This is a genomic window from Endozoicomonas sp. ALD068 (assembly GCF_049310145.1).
Taxonomy (GTDB): domain Bacteria; phylum Pseudomonadota; class Gammaproteobacteria; order Pseudomonadales; family Endozoicomonadaceae; genus Endozoicomonas_A.
Genome location: NZ_JBLYNU010000004.1, coordinates 4,846,588 through 4,862,075, shown reverse-complemented (window position 1 = coordinate 4,862,075; position 15,488 = coordinate 4,846,588). Strand labels below are relative to the sequence as shown.

Below are 15,488 nucleotides of genomic sequence, written 5' to 3'. Positions count from 1 at the left end.
CTTACTTAGTGGCAAATCCGCTAACAGGAAAATTAGGATTAATAGAATTCTCAATATTGGGGATTGATGACAGTGGATCTCCGTTATCCTGAATGTTGATTTGAGGGCTAAGAAAAAAGTGTAAAGATAAATCAGCATTGTGCTCGTGTTCACTGACTACATTCATAACGGCTGTGAGTGCGTTCATTAAATTATCTTGATTAACATGCAGTGGCGGGCTTCCCAATAACAGATGCATATCTGCAGACTTTGTTTGACCTGCCATAAAAGGGTTTGGAATAATAGCGGCGAATATCAGAGGCGTAACTGTGCCTTCGGCAGTCTTATTGCCCTCATCTGCTACCGCCATTCGAGTAATGATCAGCTGTATCATGTTTCCTTGCTGAATAGCTTGAAAAACAGAAGTAAGATCCATCATCAGTGGGGAATTCTGAAACTCAGCAGTGAGCAGGTGGACCATTCCCATATCTGACAGGTCCGGCCATTGAGATGGGTCTATTTTCGCGGCTCTTTCACTAGTCAGATTTTCTACCCTTTCATGGATTGGCATCTTTACTATTTTTGTTCCTTCAGCAGCTCCTGCACTGAGCACTGCCTGGTGAATTTTTTGCGCGAGCTCCAACTGCTTTTGCTTTTGCTCCACCATCTTCGATATTTGTTGCAGTCGAGTCCCCTCCACAAACTTGATTTTCAGATGATCCACCTTCATATGACCAGCAAGATTTATCTGACTTTGAGCAATATACTCAGCCAATGCATCGCCATTTCCTCGCTCAAAAGCATCGATAGCCAAGCCACTCAATTGAGCTTCAACAACAAGCACATCATCATTTTCATCCGCGTCAAACGACAAGATCCTGAAAGGTAAAAACTCGGGAAAAGGTTTCTCGGAGTTCGTTGCTCCGGTGGCGTTTTTAGCTGCAGAGCTTTTCAAACTTTGATCAGCGGAGGATGACGGATCAAGAGGCGGAGAAACAGACTTGCCGGAATCACAGGTTCGACAGAACATTTGTTCGTCCTTCCCGTGCTCAATTTCTTTGCCGCAATTTTTACAGGGTGTAGCCAGCACTTGCAGGCTGGATAACAAAACGAATAAAGAAAGCCATCTCGATTGATGAATAAAATAATAATGCATATCTCAATTCGCTCTTAATGAAAGACCGAACTTGAGCTTAGATTAAAATTTTGCACTGCCAGCCAAAAAGTCTCCTCCAATATGAAATGAGCTTGGAGGTGAACCCGATTTCCAATTTGAAAAAGCAGGAAACTTCCGCAGAAACCATTACCGGCGAACGGCGAAAAAAAATTGCTTTGAAGACTCTGTAACTGACCAGAGGTTGCGCGTCAGTCTGGCAGACGGTTTAATCGCTGTCAGCGTAGAGAAGAGTCAGCAGAACAAACGTCTTCTGACTCCTAAGTGTCTGATGATTGCCGTTATTGTCTTATTCCGACGTCAAAAGGCTTTACTTGGTGGTAAATCCGCTAACGGGAAGATTAGGATTAATCGAATTCTCGATGTTGGGGATTGATGATAGAGGATCTTCGTTAACCTGAATATTGATTTGAGGGCTCTGAAAAAAGTGTAAAGATAAATCAGCATTTTGCTCGTTTTGACCCGCTATCTCTATTGTGGCTACGAGTACGTTCATTAAATTTTGTTGATTAACAAGCAGTGGCTGCTGGGTTCCGATTAACAGGTGCATATCCGCAGACTCTGTATCAACGTTCATAGCAGGGTCGGGAATAATAGCGCCAAGCATCAACCAGGTAGGTATGACTGCGGCAGCCTGATTGCCCTCATCTGCTGCCACGTTTTGAGTAATAATCAGCTGTATCATATTTCCTTCCTGAATAGCCTGAAAAACAGAACTGAGATCCATCATCAGTTGGTCGTTCTGAAACTCAGTACTAAGCAAGAGAGTCATTCCCATAGCTGACAGGTCAGGCCATTGAGGTGGTTCTATTTTCATGACGCTCTCACGAGTCAAAGCTCTTGCCTTTTCATGGATTGGTCTCTTTTCTGTCTCTGCAGCTCCTGCACCAAGCGCTGCCTGATGCAGCTTTTGCATCATCCCTGTTTGCTCTTCCTCACCCCGACGCTTCATTTGCTTTTCACATTGATAGATAAAATATGCCAGGGACTTATGCCAGTGTCGATGATCCCACTGCTCCTTTCTCTTATGACCGTGATGCTCATCCTCGAAACTCATGTCCAGTTGATCCACCTTCATGTTTCTGGCAATCTTGTCCATAATCATAGCGAGCAACTTGGCAAGAGCCTTAGTATATGCTTTGCCATCTTTCCGCTCAAAAGCATCCATAGTCTTATCAGTGACTTGAACTCGAGCCATCAACACGTCTTCATTTTCATCTTTCGCTAACAAGATCCTGAAGGGTAACGGATCTAAACATGAGGGGGCAGGTATCTCATCGTTCGTTGTCATGGTGGCGCTCTTTTTAGCTGCGGAGCGTTTCAAACGTTTATTAGTGTGGGATGACCGACTGAGGGCTGGATAAGTAAGTTTTCCGGAATCACAGGTTTGGCAAAACATTTGCCCATCCTTACCGGGCTCGCTCTCTTCGCCACAATTTTTACAGGGGTTAGCCGACACTTGTATGCTAAATAACAAAATAAATGAAAGAAGCCATCTCAATTGATGAATAAAATAATGATGCACATCTAAACCCTTCCTTAATAAAGAAACGAATGTGAGCATAGACTAAAATTTTGAACTGCCAGCCCGAAAATTTGTTCAAATAAAGTTGAGTCCCGTCCGACCCGATGATGTGAGGGACTCTTCTAAAGACCTTGCTTGGTGGCAAATCCGCTAACGGGAAGATTAGGATTAATCGAATTCTCGATATTGGGGATTGATGATAGAGGATCTTCGTTATCTTGAATATTCATTTGAAGGCTCTGAAAAAAGTGTAAAGATAAATCAGCATTTTGCTCGTTTTGACCCACTATCTCTATTGTAGCTATGAGTACGTTCATTAAATTTTGTTGATTAACATGCAGTGGCTGCTGGGTTCCGATTAACAGGTGCATGTCCGCAGACTCTGTATCACCGTTCATAGCAGGGTCGGGAATAATAGCACCAAGCATCAACCAGGTAGGTATGCCTGCGGCAGCCTGATTACCCCCATCTGCTGCCACCGTTAGAGTAATAATCAGCTGTATCATATTTCCTTCCTGAATAGCCTGAAAAACAGAAGTAAGATCCATCATCAGTTGCTCGTTCTGAAATTCAGTACTTAGCAGGAGAGTCATTCCCATACCTGACAGGTCAGGCCATTCAGGTGGTTCTATTTTCGTGGCGCTCTCACGAGTCAAAGCTCTTGCCTTTTCATGGATTGGCCTCTTTTCTGTTTCTGCAGCTCCTGCACCAAGCGCTGCCTGATACAGTTTTTGCATCATCCCCGTTTGCTCTTCCTTAAACCGCCCCCTTATTTGCTTATGAAATTGACGGATGAAAAATACCAGACAATCATGCCGGTGTTGATAATCCAGCCCCTCCTTTTTCTTACGATTGTGATGCTCTTCCTGGAAAGTCATTTCCAGTTCATTCAGATTCATTTTCCCGGCAATCTTTGTCATATACCGAGCAAGCAATTTGGAAAGTGTTGTATATGCATTGTCATCTTTGTGATCAAAAGCATCGAAAGTCTCGTCGCTGAGTTGAATCCGGGCATTCAACACATCTTCATTTTCATCATTCACCAACAAAATCCTGAAGGGTGATGACGGGGGCGCAGGTATCTCATCGGTCGTTGGCTCAATGGCGTTCTTTATAGCAGCCGAGCCTTGCAAAGCTTCATTAGCGGGGGATGACGGACTGGGAGGAGGAGCAGTAAGTTTTCCGGAGTCACAGGTTTGGCACAACATTTGCCCTTCCTTACCGGGCTCGCTCTCTTTGCCGCAATTTTTACAGGGTGCAGCCAGCACTTGCAGGCTAAATAACAAAACCAATGAAAGAAGCCATCTCGATTGATGAATAAAATAACGACACACGTCTGAATCCGTCTTTAATAAAAAAACGAATGTGAGCATAGACTAAAAATTTGAACTGTCAGCCCGTAAATTTGTTCAAATAAAGTTAAGTCCCGCCCAACCCGGTGATATGAAGAGCTCGTCCAGGATCGGAGTTTGCCGGCGTCAGCTTTTTCCCAGGCCTGCTGGCAGAAGATCGGGCGATTTAATTTTACTCCAGGAGTGGCTGGAGACTAGTCCAGACATTTTCGAGCAGTTTTGGCTGTGCTTCGGCAGTTGGGTGAATTCCATCAGGCTGATTCAAGTCACTATTACCCGCTACTCCTGCCAGAAAGAAAGGCACAACAGTCAGGTTATAGGTTTTGCCCAGTTCCTGAAAAATATTTGTAAATTTACGGGTATAGAGCGGACCATAATTGGGAGGGATCTGCATCTCAAAAAGGACGGTTCTGACTTTCTTGGCCTGAGCCATTTTAATCATTTTTTCAAGATTCTGTTTCGTACTCTTTAGAGAAGTACCCCGCAGTCCGTCGTTTGCCCCTAATTCCAATAGCACGAGGTCAGGCTTATATTTATCCAGTGTCGTTTTTATCCGACTCAAGCCTCCTGCTGTTGTCTCACCACTGATACTGACATTGACCACTTTCCAGTCGGGGTTGGTTTGTTGCATTTTTTGCTGTAATAAATAAACCCAGCCTTGATTAATTTCAATACCGTAAGCCGCACTGAGACTGTCGCCATAAACCAGCAGTGTTTTCTCAGTGGCAGCGGATGCGCTCCAGCTCAGTGCAAAACATCCGATAAGCAACCATGAACGTATTAAAAGGCACAAGCGAAGAAAACTATGTTGTGTCATCTTCGAATATGAACGCGGGCAACGAAAACTATTTTTCACGGAACACAACCGCCCAATAACAATTAATTTAAACATCGGCAAACAACTGCGTATGACCATTAGCACAGAATCCTCCATTGCCGTTTCGGCACAATCCCTGAGTAAAACAGTGACAGCCCAGAGTGGTTCGCTCACCATCTTGTCCGGACTCGATCTCAAGATCAAGTCCGGAGAGTCTGTCGCCATCATCGGGACTTCAGGGTCCGGAAAATCCACTCTGTTGGGCATTCTTGCCGGTCTTGATCGGCCTACTGAAGGCGAGGTGGCTCTGGCTGGTAACCGGATTGATCATCTCGATGAAGACGGCAGAGCCCGGGTCAGGGCCGATCACACCGGTTTTGTTTTTCAGTCTTTCCATCTTCTGCCTAATCTGACGGCTCTGGAAAACGTCATGTTACCCCTGGAACTGGCAGGAAAAGAGAACGCAGAGGCAGATGCCAGAACGTTACTCGACAGGGTGGGTTTATCTGAAAGGCTGAGCCACTACCCAAAACAGCTATCCGGCGGAGAGCAGCAGCGGGTTGCCATTGCCAGAGCTTTTGCCGGGCAGCCGGAGATATTGTTTGCTGACGAACCGACGGGCAACTTGGATGAGAAAACCGGGGAAAGCATTATCGACTTGCTCTTCGAGGTGAACCGTGAGAACAAAACGACACTGGTTCTGGTGACTCACGATTTGCAGTTGGCCCACCGCTGTCAACGAGTTTTAAAGTTGACCCGGGGGCATCTGGAAGAAGAGATAGCCAAAGCGAAGGCTGAAGAAAAGCAAGTTGAACATCCCGGAGCACTGAAATGAGTCAAAGTCTTTTGCTTTCGTGGCGTTTTCTGCTGAGGGACTGGCGATCCGGTGAACTCTGGCTGTTGATGTTATCCCTTCTGATGGCCGTGAGCGTCAGCACCTCTATTGCGATTTTCAGTGACAGGCTTCAGCTTTCATTGGGTCGACAGGTAGCCGAAGTGATGGGTGCGGATCTGGTCATCAGCAGTTCCAAAAAGCTGTCTGAACAGGTCAGTCAGGCCATAGAGAACGAACCTGTTGAACAAGCCACTGTTCTGGAATTTCCGTCGGTGGTTATGGCTGGAGACCAGATGCAGCTGGTGTCAGCAAAAGCAGTCACCCTTAATTATCCTCTGCGTGGACACATGCGAACGGCTGATCAGCCTTTTGTAGCGGATGAAGTGACTGAGGATACGCCCGGAGAAGGAGAAGTCTGGTTGGAACCCAGACTGTTTCCACTATTGGAAGTGGAAGTGGGCGACACCCTTCTGCTAGGGGAAGCAGAGTTCAAAGTCGCGCGAGCGATCACTCTGGAAACCGATCGTGGCAGTGGCTTTTACAGTCTGTCACCCCGTCTGATGTTTAACATCAACGATCTGGATGCGACTGGAATTATTCAGCCGGGAAGTCGGGTTCACTGGAAAACATTGATTGCAGGTGAAGCAGAACAGCTGGCCATATTTAAAAGTAAGGTTGAGCCCCTTTTATCCGACAGCGAAAAACTGAATCTGGCAGAAGACGATCGTGAAGACCTGCGCGGTTCTGTCGTCCTGTTAAAGCAGTTTCTGGGACTGGGCAGTATTGCGGCCATGCTTCTGGCCGGTATTGCGGTTGCTATGTCCAGCCGTCGATTTGCTGAACGACGCTTTGATGGTATCGCAGTGATGCGGTGCATGGGCGCACAGCAGAATCAGCTTATGCAGATTTTTGTCGGAGAACTGCTCTGGATGGCTGTTCTGGTTTCAATACCCGGTGTCATCATTGGCTGGCTGTTACAGGCGGGGGTGGTCAAACTGCTGGCGAATGTTTTGCCCCCATGGCTCCCTGAGGCCGGTCCTGTGCCCATGATAGTGGGTGGTTTGACCGGCATTATTACACTGGTCGGATTTGGCCTGGCGCCATTACTGAGACTGAGGGACGTTACGCCACTGAGGGTACTCAGGCGTGAGCTGACACCAGCCGCCGCAAGCGTCTGGTCGGTGTATGGGTTGTCTCTGATTACCATGCTGATGCTGCTCTGGTATCACACAGGCCAGTTGTTGATGACAGTGGGAATGATTCTTGGAGTCAGCGCCGTCATATTACTCATCACGCTGGCGATCAAAGCCGGACTAACAAGCGTTCATCGTCGCTTGTCTGGGCAACCCGTACCCATGCCCTGGCGGCTTGGTCTGAAACGTCTGCTTCAGGAACAGGGACAAACGTCTGCCCAGTTAACAGCTTTCACCCTGACGTTCATGGCTATGGCTCTGGTGCTTTTGGTAAGAACGGATTTGCTGGAACGCTGGCAACAACAATTACCTGAGAAAACCCCCAACTACTTTGCGATCAATATTCAGCCAGCAGAAGTGAAATCCTTTCAGAACTTCTTGCAGAGCAATGATATAAACGGAACCACTCTCTATCCTATGGTTCGGGGTCGACTGATTGAAATCAATGGACTCTCGGCCAAAGAGGCTGTTTCAGAAGAGCAGAGGAATCATAACTCCCTGCATCGTGAGCTGAACATGACCTGGTCAGACCAGCCCTCATCTGAAGTCGAGGTAGTGGCAGGGGAGTGGTGGCAACCGGGTGATACCGGTGAGATTTCCATTGAGAGGTCTATTGTTGAGCATCTGGGGGTTGGGTTGGGTGATGAACTGACGTTTATGATTGCAGGTACTAAAGTGACTGCCAAAGTCACCAGTATCAGGGAAGTTCAGTGGGAGTCTTTCCAACCCAACTTTTACATGATTTTGCCAGAAGCCTCGCTGAAAGGTTTGCCAGCGACCTGGCTGAACAGTTTTTATCTGCCACAGCAGGATCGGCTGGTGTTGAATGAACTGGTTCGACAGTTTCCAACCATCAGTCTGCTGGATATGGACGCTGTTATCAGTCAGGTGCAGGTGATGCTTGAGCAATCCATTCTTGCGGTGGAAGCCATGCTTCTGGCGCTATTACTGGCGGGTTTACTGGTTCTGGCATCGGCCATAGAAGCCAGTCTTGATACCCGACTGCGTGAAGGGGCTCTGATTCGATCTCTGGGTGGCAGCAGAAAGCAACTTGTGATCATGCAGGTAGGCGAGTTTTTCATTCTGGGGGCATTCTCCGGCATGATGGCTGTGGTGGGCACAGAAATCTGTAGCGGGTGGTTGAATGTGCAGGTCTTTGAGCTATCCTGGCAGCCAGCTATCTGGCTCTGGTTTACGCTTCCCATTGTCAGTGCCTTGCTGATTGGCCTATCGGGCTGGCTTGGCATCAGACGTGTGCTAAGGCAGTCGCCTGGCGTTGTTCTCAAGTAGTTTTATGTTGCAAAACTTCAACAGCTCGTTCCCACGGCGAAGAGAGTTTCGCGACACCCTCAGAGCGTGAGAACGAGTTGTTAGAGTTTTGCTGTTAGAGTTTTGCGACACCCACTGGTTGGCAGGGAGTGATTCATTGATGAGCTGGTTGTTTTTTGATCAGTTCTTCAATGAAGCCAGATTCAGAGGAAGTTTCTCACTTATCCACAGTTCATTCAGGGGTTTGATCAGGGTTTTTGTGGAAAAGTGGATAACTTTTTTGAAGCAGTGGTTTTTCCGGTCATCTGTGCCTTCTGTTCAGATGCTGGAAAACGGGTCGATTTTCTCTATGGGCATTTATGATGTCCATGTTACAGTGATTTTACGGATCACTTTCTGAACGCTGTCGAAGTGATCTTCATCCGCAGTATTGCTCAAGCCTGAAGACAGCCGTAAGTCTTCTGATAACGAGTTCCGGGTGTTCTATATGGACTGAGGAGACACTCCATGACTGATCAGGAAGAAGCTTATCTATCCCTTTTGTGTCTGCGCAACAGCACTTTTCGGATTGCTCAGTTGTATTGGACCTATATCAAGCTTCGTTCCCTGACGGGGCAGGCTCCTCCCATTCTTATCATTATGCTGAGTGTCCTCTGGGAAAAGCAGCAGGGACTCCATAACAGACTGCTGGCGGCTTACCCGGAAGATATGGCCGTTGAAAAATGGCATGGACAGGATGAAATGAATGATCGATTGGGTGATATGAGCCGGGAGACCCAGGAAGATCTTCAGAGAATTTGCCAGACAGAAATGCAGATGCTGCAACTGGTCGGCATGATGATGAAGCAATAGCGATCCAGTGGAATTGATATTCTTCCCACCTTAAAGAGCGTTTCGCAAAGCTCCTGCAACTCGTTCCCGCCAGGCGTGGGAACGCATCCCCCCGAAAACCGGCCTCTAGAGTTTGAGATAGCGGATGGGTACCAGAGTTTTACCTGCAACCTGTGGATAACTTGTTGGATAACTGTGTCTTTGTTGTGGTTTTTTATGGTAGTTTTCCCCAATTGACTGTCCCATGGGCTTTGTCTGATCTGAGAGCTAGCTATACTCCGCTCTTCTGAACGGATAGGGAATTTTATGAACCGGTTTACTTTTTCTTCCGGCAGTCTTTTTTTGATACTTCTCTTTTTGGCAACCTGGGTCAATGCTTCCTATTGGGTCGGGGTCAGTAAAGCAGACATCACAGGCTCGGCAGTAGGCAGTGGCATGATGGGATATGCCGACAGCAGCCAGATAAGTGCTGGAATCAATGATCGGCAGTGGGCCAGAGCCTTTATAGTGAGTCAGGGAAGAGAGAGCCATCGTCTTGCTATTGTGGTCATTGATGCGGGAGCGGTTTTTGCCAGTGTTTATCAGGCGGTTCTAACTCGGTTGGAACAAGAGTTTGGTTCTCTTTATAACCGCCACAACGTCATCCTGTCAGCGACTCATACCCACAGTGCCGCAGCCGGTCAGTCTCACCATTTTCTATACAATATGCCCTATGGCGTATTCGATGACCGGGCTTTTGAAAAGATGGTGTCGGGCATTATCCAGGCCATCAGGATGGCCCATGAAGACCTTGCTCCTTCTGAGATCCGGATGAAAACGGGGTTATTGGACAATGCCAGCCGCAATCGGTCCCTGTCTGCCTATGAAAACAATGTAGATGCCAGCCGGCGAGGTTCTATTGACCGGTTTGTTCAGCAACTCAGGTTTGCCCGGGGCGGTAGGCCATTAGGTGCTATCACCTGGTTTGCAACCCATGCAGTCTCCTATCCCCGCAGTAATCTCCTGTTGAGCAGTGACAACAAAGGCTATGCCAGCTGGGCTTTTGAACGCTATGCAAAGTACAACTGGGGAGTGGATTCTTTCATTGCAGCCTTTCCACAAACCAATGCCGGGGACATGACACCTAACCTGAATCTTGATGGCACCGGGCCCGGCAAAACGCCCGAAGAAAATGTCAGGGAGATCGGTCAAAGACAGTTTAAAAAAGCCCTGGAACTTTTTAATGCCAGAGGCAACAGAGTTTATGGACCCATTGAGTCGGTGCATAACTGGGTGGACTTTTCCAACTACGAAGTCCGGCAAGAATATTCAGGGCAGCAGAAGCAAGTAACAACCTGCAATCCAGCTATGGGATACAGTTTTGCCGCAGGCACGGAAGATGGTCGGCCGCCCTATTTTGTGAGGTTGTTACTTGGGGCCTATGAAGGCCGCAAGAATGAGCAATGGTGGATCAGAATGGTAACCGATTTTCTGACCTCGCCGTCCGAACAAGAACTGATATGTCAGAAGCCCAAGCCGGTCATGCTGTCATTGGGAAGTCGGAAAAACTTTCACTATTTCAATGATGTGTTTCCCTCAGGCAATATGCACCGGGAAGTCATTAACCAGCCCTGGGTCCCCGAAGTCCTGCCCTTGATGCTGGCTCGGCTGGGCAATTTTCAGATTGCTGCCTTGCCTGTTGAGCCGACAGTTATGGCTGGAAGACGGCTTCGAAAAAGATTGTCAAAACTTTCAGGGATTCCTGACAGGCATATTGTCATCGCCGGGTATTCCAACGATTATGCCAGCTATTTGACCACAGCAGAGGAGTTCTACAAACAGCACTATGAGGGAGCATCCACCTTATTCGGTCCATGGGAGCTCAGTGCCATGATTCAGGCTTTTTCAAGTCTTTCCAGGCAATTGAGTAAAGAGGAGCAGCCTCCTTCGGATGAAGCAATGCCGTTGGATTTGAGTTATCTGTACGACGATGTTCGTATGGATAACATCCCGGAAAAAGAACATAGCCAATACGGAAGTATAATAACTGACAGTCAGGATAATATTCACTCAGGCCAGTCAGTGAAGCTTCAATATATTGCATCACACCCAAGATCAGGCATGGATCTCGATAGTTTTTTTTATGTGCAGAGGAAGAATGACTGCACAGGATCATGGGATACAGTTGCCACAGATGATGACTGGACTACCCGGTTCCAATGGCAGGCGGGAGTGGCTACCGTCGAGTGGATACCCGATATGTACGACAAAGAAGGTTTATATCGCATTGTCATTCGCGGTGAATATTACACGGTCATTCCCAGAGGACGTTTACTGAAAAAACACTATGAGTCGATATCAGGGGAATTCTATTATTCTGCTCATGATCCTGACGCCCACTCGAGATCTTTACTCAATACTTTTTCAGGATTGGAAAGAGGTCGTTCCTGTGAAAGATAAAATGAGCAGGAAATAAGGTAGCGGCTTACTTTGAGTTTCCACCTTTTAGCAGGTTTTTGAACTGAACGGCAAAATCCTGCTGGTTTTGCCTGTTATCAGGCGGCAGGGGGGATTCATCAAACCTGTGAATCAAATTGACTTGCTGGTTGGTGACTCCCAGCAATATATCTTTTTCGCCTATACGAATCAGACAGACCCTGGCCTGGCTGGAAACCGGAACGCTTGAGACTACTTTTATTCCCTGGCCAACGGCGGGTGTGCCTATGTTCAATTTCTTTACGATCCAGGCCAGGGCAAATATCAGCACAATGACAAAAAACAGAGGCGCAATAACCTGAGTGAGACTCAGGTCGGCTGGCTTGTCTGTTGTTACTTCTGCAAAAGCAATCGCTGAAAAACCGGACAGTAAAAGCAGATTGAGCCCATAAGGATATTTTTTAAATCCTGAGAGCAAAGAAAGACTTTTCAGATAAAAAAACAGTTTTTTCACGCAGCCTCCTGCTCGCGCTTGAATGGTCCACGCACCTTCATTCCATTCTTATCATATTCACGGGAAAGCATGAAGCGAAAATTCCAGGAGAGAGCCTGCATAATCCAAAGCAGTACAGCTTTGTGTGCAGGCACATCATTGAAGGGTAATGCTGTCATGTCTACTGTATTAAGTCTTGTTGACCAATAATGTGCCGAAGATAAACAATAGTAGTAACTCAACGATATAAATGGGAGTGATCATCGTTCTGGATAATCCACATGACAGATGGCATTGGCATGACTGTCTACACTCAGGCTCAGGCTGGCATCGCTGATGGTAAAGAGGTTACCGATGAAAAAACCTGACATTACCAAAGGGAAACTCCGGGAGTCCATTTTTAATCTCGGGGAGGCTATCCGTAACCGGGACTGGACAACGCTGGAAGCTCTGGATACTGAAGCCCGTCAGGTAATTGAAGAAGCTCTGGAAAGTGGCTCAGCCCCCTCCGAAGAGGTGAAGGCGCTTCTCAAAGAGCTCCAAGCGCTCTACCGGGAAATGATATTGGCCTGCCAGCTGGAACGAGATCGTGTACAGGAACAGCTGGCGGTCAGCAAACGTCGTCAGGAAGCCATTGAGGGCTATCAGAAAAGTAACAAGAGATGAAGTTGATCGGTTCTGAATCCTGCAAACATTCATTTGAAAAACTGGCCATGGCTCAATTAAAATGCGCCCTTGATCTCAGAGCAGTGGGCTGGTTAGTCTATAAATTCAACGGACTCCAGGTTTTTTACAGGCAAATTAATGGTTCTAAGTTTCACTTCACATCCCAGCCCTAACTTTGATGACCGGGAAATTCCAGTAGAGTTTCTGATCTTGCATTATACGGCTGTGGATCTCCAGGGTACGCTGGACATCGTCTCGAGTAAGGGGTGTGAGGTTTCAGCTCACCTGGTAATTGATCTGGACGGTACCGTCTTCGAGCTGGTCAGTTGCCTGAATGGTACGGCTCACAGAGCCTGGCATGCAGGCGTCAGCCGCTGGCAGGAAAAAGAAACATTCAACGATTTTGCCATTGGAATAGAGTTGGTTAACTTCAATGGGAATGTTTTCCCTTTCACCGATGCACAATATTCTGCTCTGAAAGATGTGATTCAACACTTGCAGAAGCACTACCCGAGTTTGAATGATCCACAACGGATTCTTGGCCATGAACAGATAGCCGGTTTCAGGGGAAAGGCTGATCCGGGTTGTTACTTTGATTGGGATCGTTTTTTTAGCGATAGCTATCCTGACCAACCCCGACCCGTACGCGAATCAGTTTGCCCGAAGGAGCTTCAGGCTTCGCTTAAAAGACTTCAGCCACTGGAACCTGACGATAGAGAGCAGCGAGTGCTCTTCTGGCAAAGTATTAACGAGTTAACAGAAACGTCGGTCAGACTGATTCAGAAGGAGGCCGGGTCTCGTTCATAAGTAAAGTCTTTGGCATTACGAGTGATAATAGCTTCTGCGCCAGCCTGAATTGCAGAAGCATGAAGCACACTGTCTTCGTAATCGCTAAAAGAGCTGGCTAAAAAGGGAGAGCGGTCAAGAAGTACGTTCAGGATAATATTGGTCTCGACCAGAATGTTTACAGATACTTATCCTCAAGGTATTTTTTGTAATCCTCCTCGTTTGATACTTCAGAATCCGCCATAACACCCCTGAGACTCTGTGTGAGAGGGGTGAGCTTTTTGGTGGCATCAGATTCCCCAAGGATTAGCGCATTAAAATAATCAGCTACCCGTTGAGACAGAGATTTACCCTGGTTGGCAGCATATTCTTCGGCTGGCTCAACAAGCTTGGCTTTCATCCATAAGGTAAGTTTATGCATAATGGTTTCTTGACGTACCTTTGGCAAATTTTTCTATTGCTGTCTCATTGCTGGCATCAGCAATATCACCAAAATCTTTTAACCTTTTCTGAACCATTGTCCAGGCTTTTTGAACATCGCCTTTATGCACGGGCTTTTCTACTGGAATCAGAATGTCTTCCGGCAGTTCATTAAGCTCTTGTAAAGTGCTCAGTTTGCCAATCCAGAGGTTTCCGTGCTCAATAATTTTTTCCGGCTCAGTACGTTCAAAATGCAGAGGCTGAATCGCTCTTAACCGATTCTCTTCCGTAATCTGCACTAACGGCATAGTAACAGGGTACAGAGTACCGATTTTTTCCTTCTTGAATTGATGGCGCAGATTTAAGCTGCGGAGAAAGTGTCCCACCCTAGGAGCCTGACCGAGAATAGCGCCCGTAGCGAGGACGGCAGAAAATTGAGGATGAAAATTCGGTTTTGTGAGGAGAATAGCGAGCTATTTGACGAACAAAAGCGGATTTTCAGACCAATTTGCTGCCGCCTCAGTAGGGCAGTCTATTCTCGGTCAGGCTCCTAGGTCAAACACCATGCTTTCCTCAAGATCCCGCCAAGGCCACTCATTTTGAGCCGTTTCAGCTCATTTATGAAAGTCAGTTAATGCGACCTCCATCCTTTCTTTACACTCAGCGATGGTTGCCAGATCACTGAAAATTCGGCCCTGTTCTGAATTAAAGACATGATATTTGAAAAAAGATTCCCTGGTGAAGTCAGGGTCAAATGCAAGATTGTGGTCAATAGGCAAGAGGATATAAGAAGCCACACTTCAAGATGATGGTGTACTTGCTGACAGGAAAGCTCGACTTCAGTGGAGTGAATGAAGCCTGCTTACCCACTTAAAATTCAAAAGAACCGGTTCTGGCTATCTTTTAATCGTATCTATCGGTGTTGAAAACCACTCTATCTAAGGTGGTTTTAGCTGCATGGCTTGGCAGGTTTGTCGTTCTCACTGAACAGGGTGGCGTGGTTGGCTTGCACAGTCGCTTTTTCGGACTCTCTACCCAGAATTTCTGTGAAGATTCTTGCTCTTCCTCTCCTTGCCTTTGTAAGGTGCTGGTAAACTCCGATAGCTGCATTAGCATCGTCGGTTTCCTTTTCCCCGTAGTTTCTTACGACAGGGGTAATGTTGGAGGTGTTTGCGAAACAACGGATTGAACCCGTTTCATTTTTTGGTTGATATGAGCTAACAGCAGTGCTGTAAGAATTGTTGCTTCCTTTTCGCCATATTCAGTATCACTGTCCACCAGATCCACTATGGCTTTATAAGTACGCAGATCGACTGGCTCGTCACTCTGACTGAACATGGCGGCGTAAGTGGCGTGCATAACCGCTTTATCAAACTCTACGCCCAGAATTCTGGTGTAGTTTCTGGCGTGCTTCTCGCACTCTTTGCCTTTCATGGTGTTGATGGCCTGAGCTAGTTTGAGGTCAGGGAGTTTGAGCAGGTCGCGGGTTTTCATGGTTGGTAAAGTACTTTTTATAAAGTAATTTAAGGCCGATGCGGGAGTTTATTCGATGGTTGAGGGAAAACCAAGGTGTACCAAAGAGATACTTGCTAAAAAGCATACGTCATTTCGAGATGCTGAAGAATTCTATGGAAATACTCCCTGTCCTACGCACGCAGTTTTTTTAAGTGCGCTGTCACCTTGCCTTTAACAAGCTTGGGACGAGCCAAGTTTGTTTTATATCAGAGCCTCAT

17 protein-coding genes are annotated in these 15,488 nt (G+C 47.0%); 6 read left to right on the top strand and 11 right to left on the bottom strand.

The genetic code is table 11. The features are described 5' to 3' along the window. Position 1: 1 nt before the first annotated feature. The 4 genes from ACO6V5_RS17725 to ACO6V5_RS17710 form a co-directional block, all read right to left on the bottom strand. A complete protein-coding gene (locus tag ACO6V5_RS17725) occupies positions 2-1,009 on the bottom strand; it encodes a hypothetical protein (protein ID WP_422411731.1) in 1,008 nt (335 codons plus the stop codon). Positions 1,010-1,463: 454 nt separating this feature from the next. Beyond that, the gene (locus tag ACO6V5_RS17720; protein WP_422136453.1) at positions 1,464-2,444 is read right to left on the bottom strand and encodes a hypothetical protein; all 981 of its coding nucleotides are present in this window, start codon (positions 2,442-2,444) and stop codon (positions 1,464-1,466) included. Between the two features lie 356 nt (positions 2,445-2,800). Further along, entirely contained in the window at positions 2,801-3,970 is a 1,170-nt protein-coding gene (locus tag ACO6V5_RS17715; RefSeq protein WP_422411730.1) for a hypothetical protein, read from the bottom strand. 232 nt (positions 3,971-4,202) lie between these two features. After that, positions 4,203-4,799: an arylesterase gene (locus ACO6V5_RS17710; RefSeq protein ID WP_422136455.1), complete on the bottom strand. Its 597-nt coding sequence runs from the start codon at positions 4,797-4,799 to the stop codon at positions 4,203-4,205. A gap of 139 nt (positions 4,800-4,938) precedes the next feature. Between ACO6V5_RS17710 and ACO6V5_RS17705 the strand changes: the two genes are divergently transcribed. From ACO6V5_RS17705 to ACO6V5_RS17690, 4 genes are all read left to right on the top strand, one after another. After that, complete coding sequence (locus tag ACO6V5_RS17705) at positions 4,939-5,682, top strand: ABC transporter ATP-binding protein (protein ID WP_422136456.1); 744 nt, start codon at positions 4,939-4,941, stop codon at positions 5,680-5,682. Continuing rightward, entirely contained in the window at positions 5,679-8,165 is a 2,487-nt protein-coding gene (locus ACO6V5_RS17700) for an ABC transporter permease (RefSeq protein WP_422136457.1), read from the top strand. Before ACO6V5_RS17705 ends, ACO6V5_RS17700 begins: the two co-directional genes overlap by 4 nt. Positions 8,166-8,651: 486 nt before the next feature. Then, entirely contained in the window at positions 8,652-8,996 is a 345-nt protein-coding gene (locus ACO6V5_RS17695) for a hypothetical protein (protein ID WP_422136458.1), read from the top strand. Between the two features lie 321 nt (positions 8,997-9,317). Next, complete coding sequence (locus ACO6V5_RS17690) at positions 9,318-11,414, top strand: neutral/alkaline non-lysosomal ceramidase N-terminal domain-containing protein (protein ID WP_422136459.1); 2,097 nt, start codon at positions 9,318-9,320, stop codon at positions 11,412-11,414. A 25-nt stretch (positions 11,415-11,439) separates the two neighbouring features. Here the strand turns inward: ACO6V5_RS17690 and fliO are convergent, their stop codons facing one another. Together fliO and ACO6V5_RS17680 are read right to left on the bottom strand one after the other, a co-directional pair. Continuing rightward, entirely contained in the window at positions 11,440-11,904 is a 465-nt protein-coding gene (fliO, locus tag ACO6V5_RS17685) for a flagellar biosynthetic protein FliO (protein ID WP_422136460.1), read from the bottom strand. After that, a complete protein-coding gene (locus ACO6V5_RS17680) occupies positions 11,901-12,062 on the bottom strand; it encodes a hypothetical protein (protein WP_422136461.1) in 162 nt (53 codons plus the stop codon). The genes fliO and ACO6V5_RS17680 overlap by 4 nt, the downstream gene beginning before the upstream one ends. A 175-nt stretch (positions 12,063-12,237) precedes the next feature. On the opposite strand from ACO6V5_RS17680, the gene ACO6V5_RS17675 reads away from it, so the two are divergent. Beyond that, the gene (locus ACO6V5_RS17675; RefSeq protein WP_422136462.1) at positions 12,238-12,549 is read left to right on the top strand and encodes a hypothetical protein; all 312 of its coding nucleotides are present in this window, start codon (positions 12,238-12,240) and stop codon (positions 12,547-12,549) included. 138 nt (positions 12,550-12,687) lie between these two features. Beyond that, positions 12,688-13,356: an N-acetylmuramoyl-L-alanine amidase gene (locus tag ACO6V5_RS17670; RefSeq protein ID WP_422411729.1), complete on the top strand. Its 669-nt coding sequence runs from the start codon at positions 12,688-12,690 to the stop codon at positions 13,354-13,356. 157 nt (positions 13,357-13,513) lie between these two features. Here ACO6V5_RS17670 and ACO6V5_RS17665 read toward each other — a convergent pair whose 3' ends face one another. The 5 genes from ACO6V5_RS17665 to ACO6V5_RS17645 all read right to left on the bottom strand — a co-directional run bounded on the left by ACO6V5_RS17665 (position 13,514) and on the right by ACO6V5_RS17645 (position 15,249). Continuing rightward, a complete protein-coding gene (locus ACO6V5_RS17665; RefSeq protein ID WP_422411728.1) occupies positions 13,514-13,756 on the bottom strand; it encodes a DUF6364 family protein in 243 nt (80 codons plus the stop codon). Then, a complete protein-coding gene (locus ACO6V5_RS17660; protein ID WP_422411726.1) occupies positions 13,749-14,141 on the bottom strand; it encodes a hypothetical protein in 393 nt (130 codons plus the stop codon). Before ACO6V5_RS17660 ends, ACO6V5_RS17665 begins: the two co-directional genes overlap by 8 nt. Before the next feature lie 228 nt (positions 14,142-14,369). Beyond that, positions 14,370-14,552 (bottom strand): HipA family kinase, encoded by a 183-nt coding sequence (locus tag ACO6V5_RS17655; protein WP_422136466.1) that lies wholly within the window; start codon positions 14,550-14,552, stop codon positions 14,370-14,372. Positions 14,553-14,658: 106 nt separating this feature from the next. Then, entirely contained in the window at positions 14,659-14,871 is a 213-nt protein-coding gene (locus ACO6V5_RS17650; RefSeq protein WP_422139627.1) for a hypothetical protein, read from the bottom strand. A gap of 27 nt (positions 14,872-14,898) precedes the next feature. After that, positions 14,899-15,249 (bottom strand): hypothetical protein, encoded by a 351-nt coding sequence (locus ACO6V5_RS17645; protein WP_422136467.1) that lies wholly within the window; start codon positions 15,247-15,249, stop codon positions 14,899-14,901. Positions 15,250-15,488: the final 239 nt, after the last annotated feature.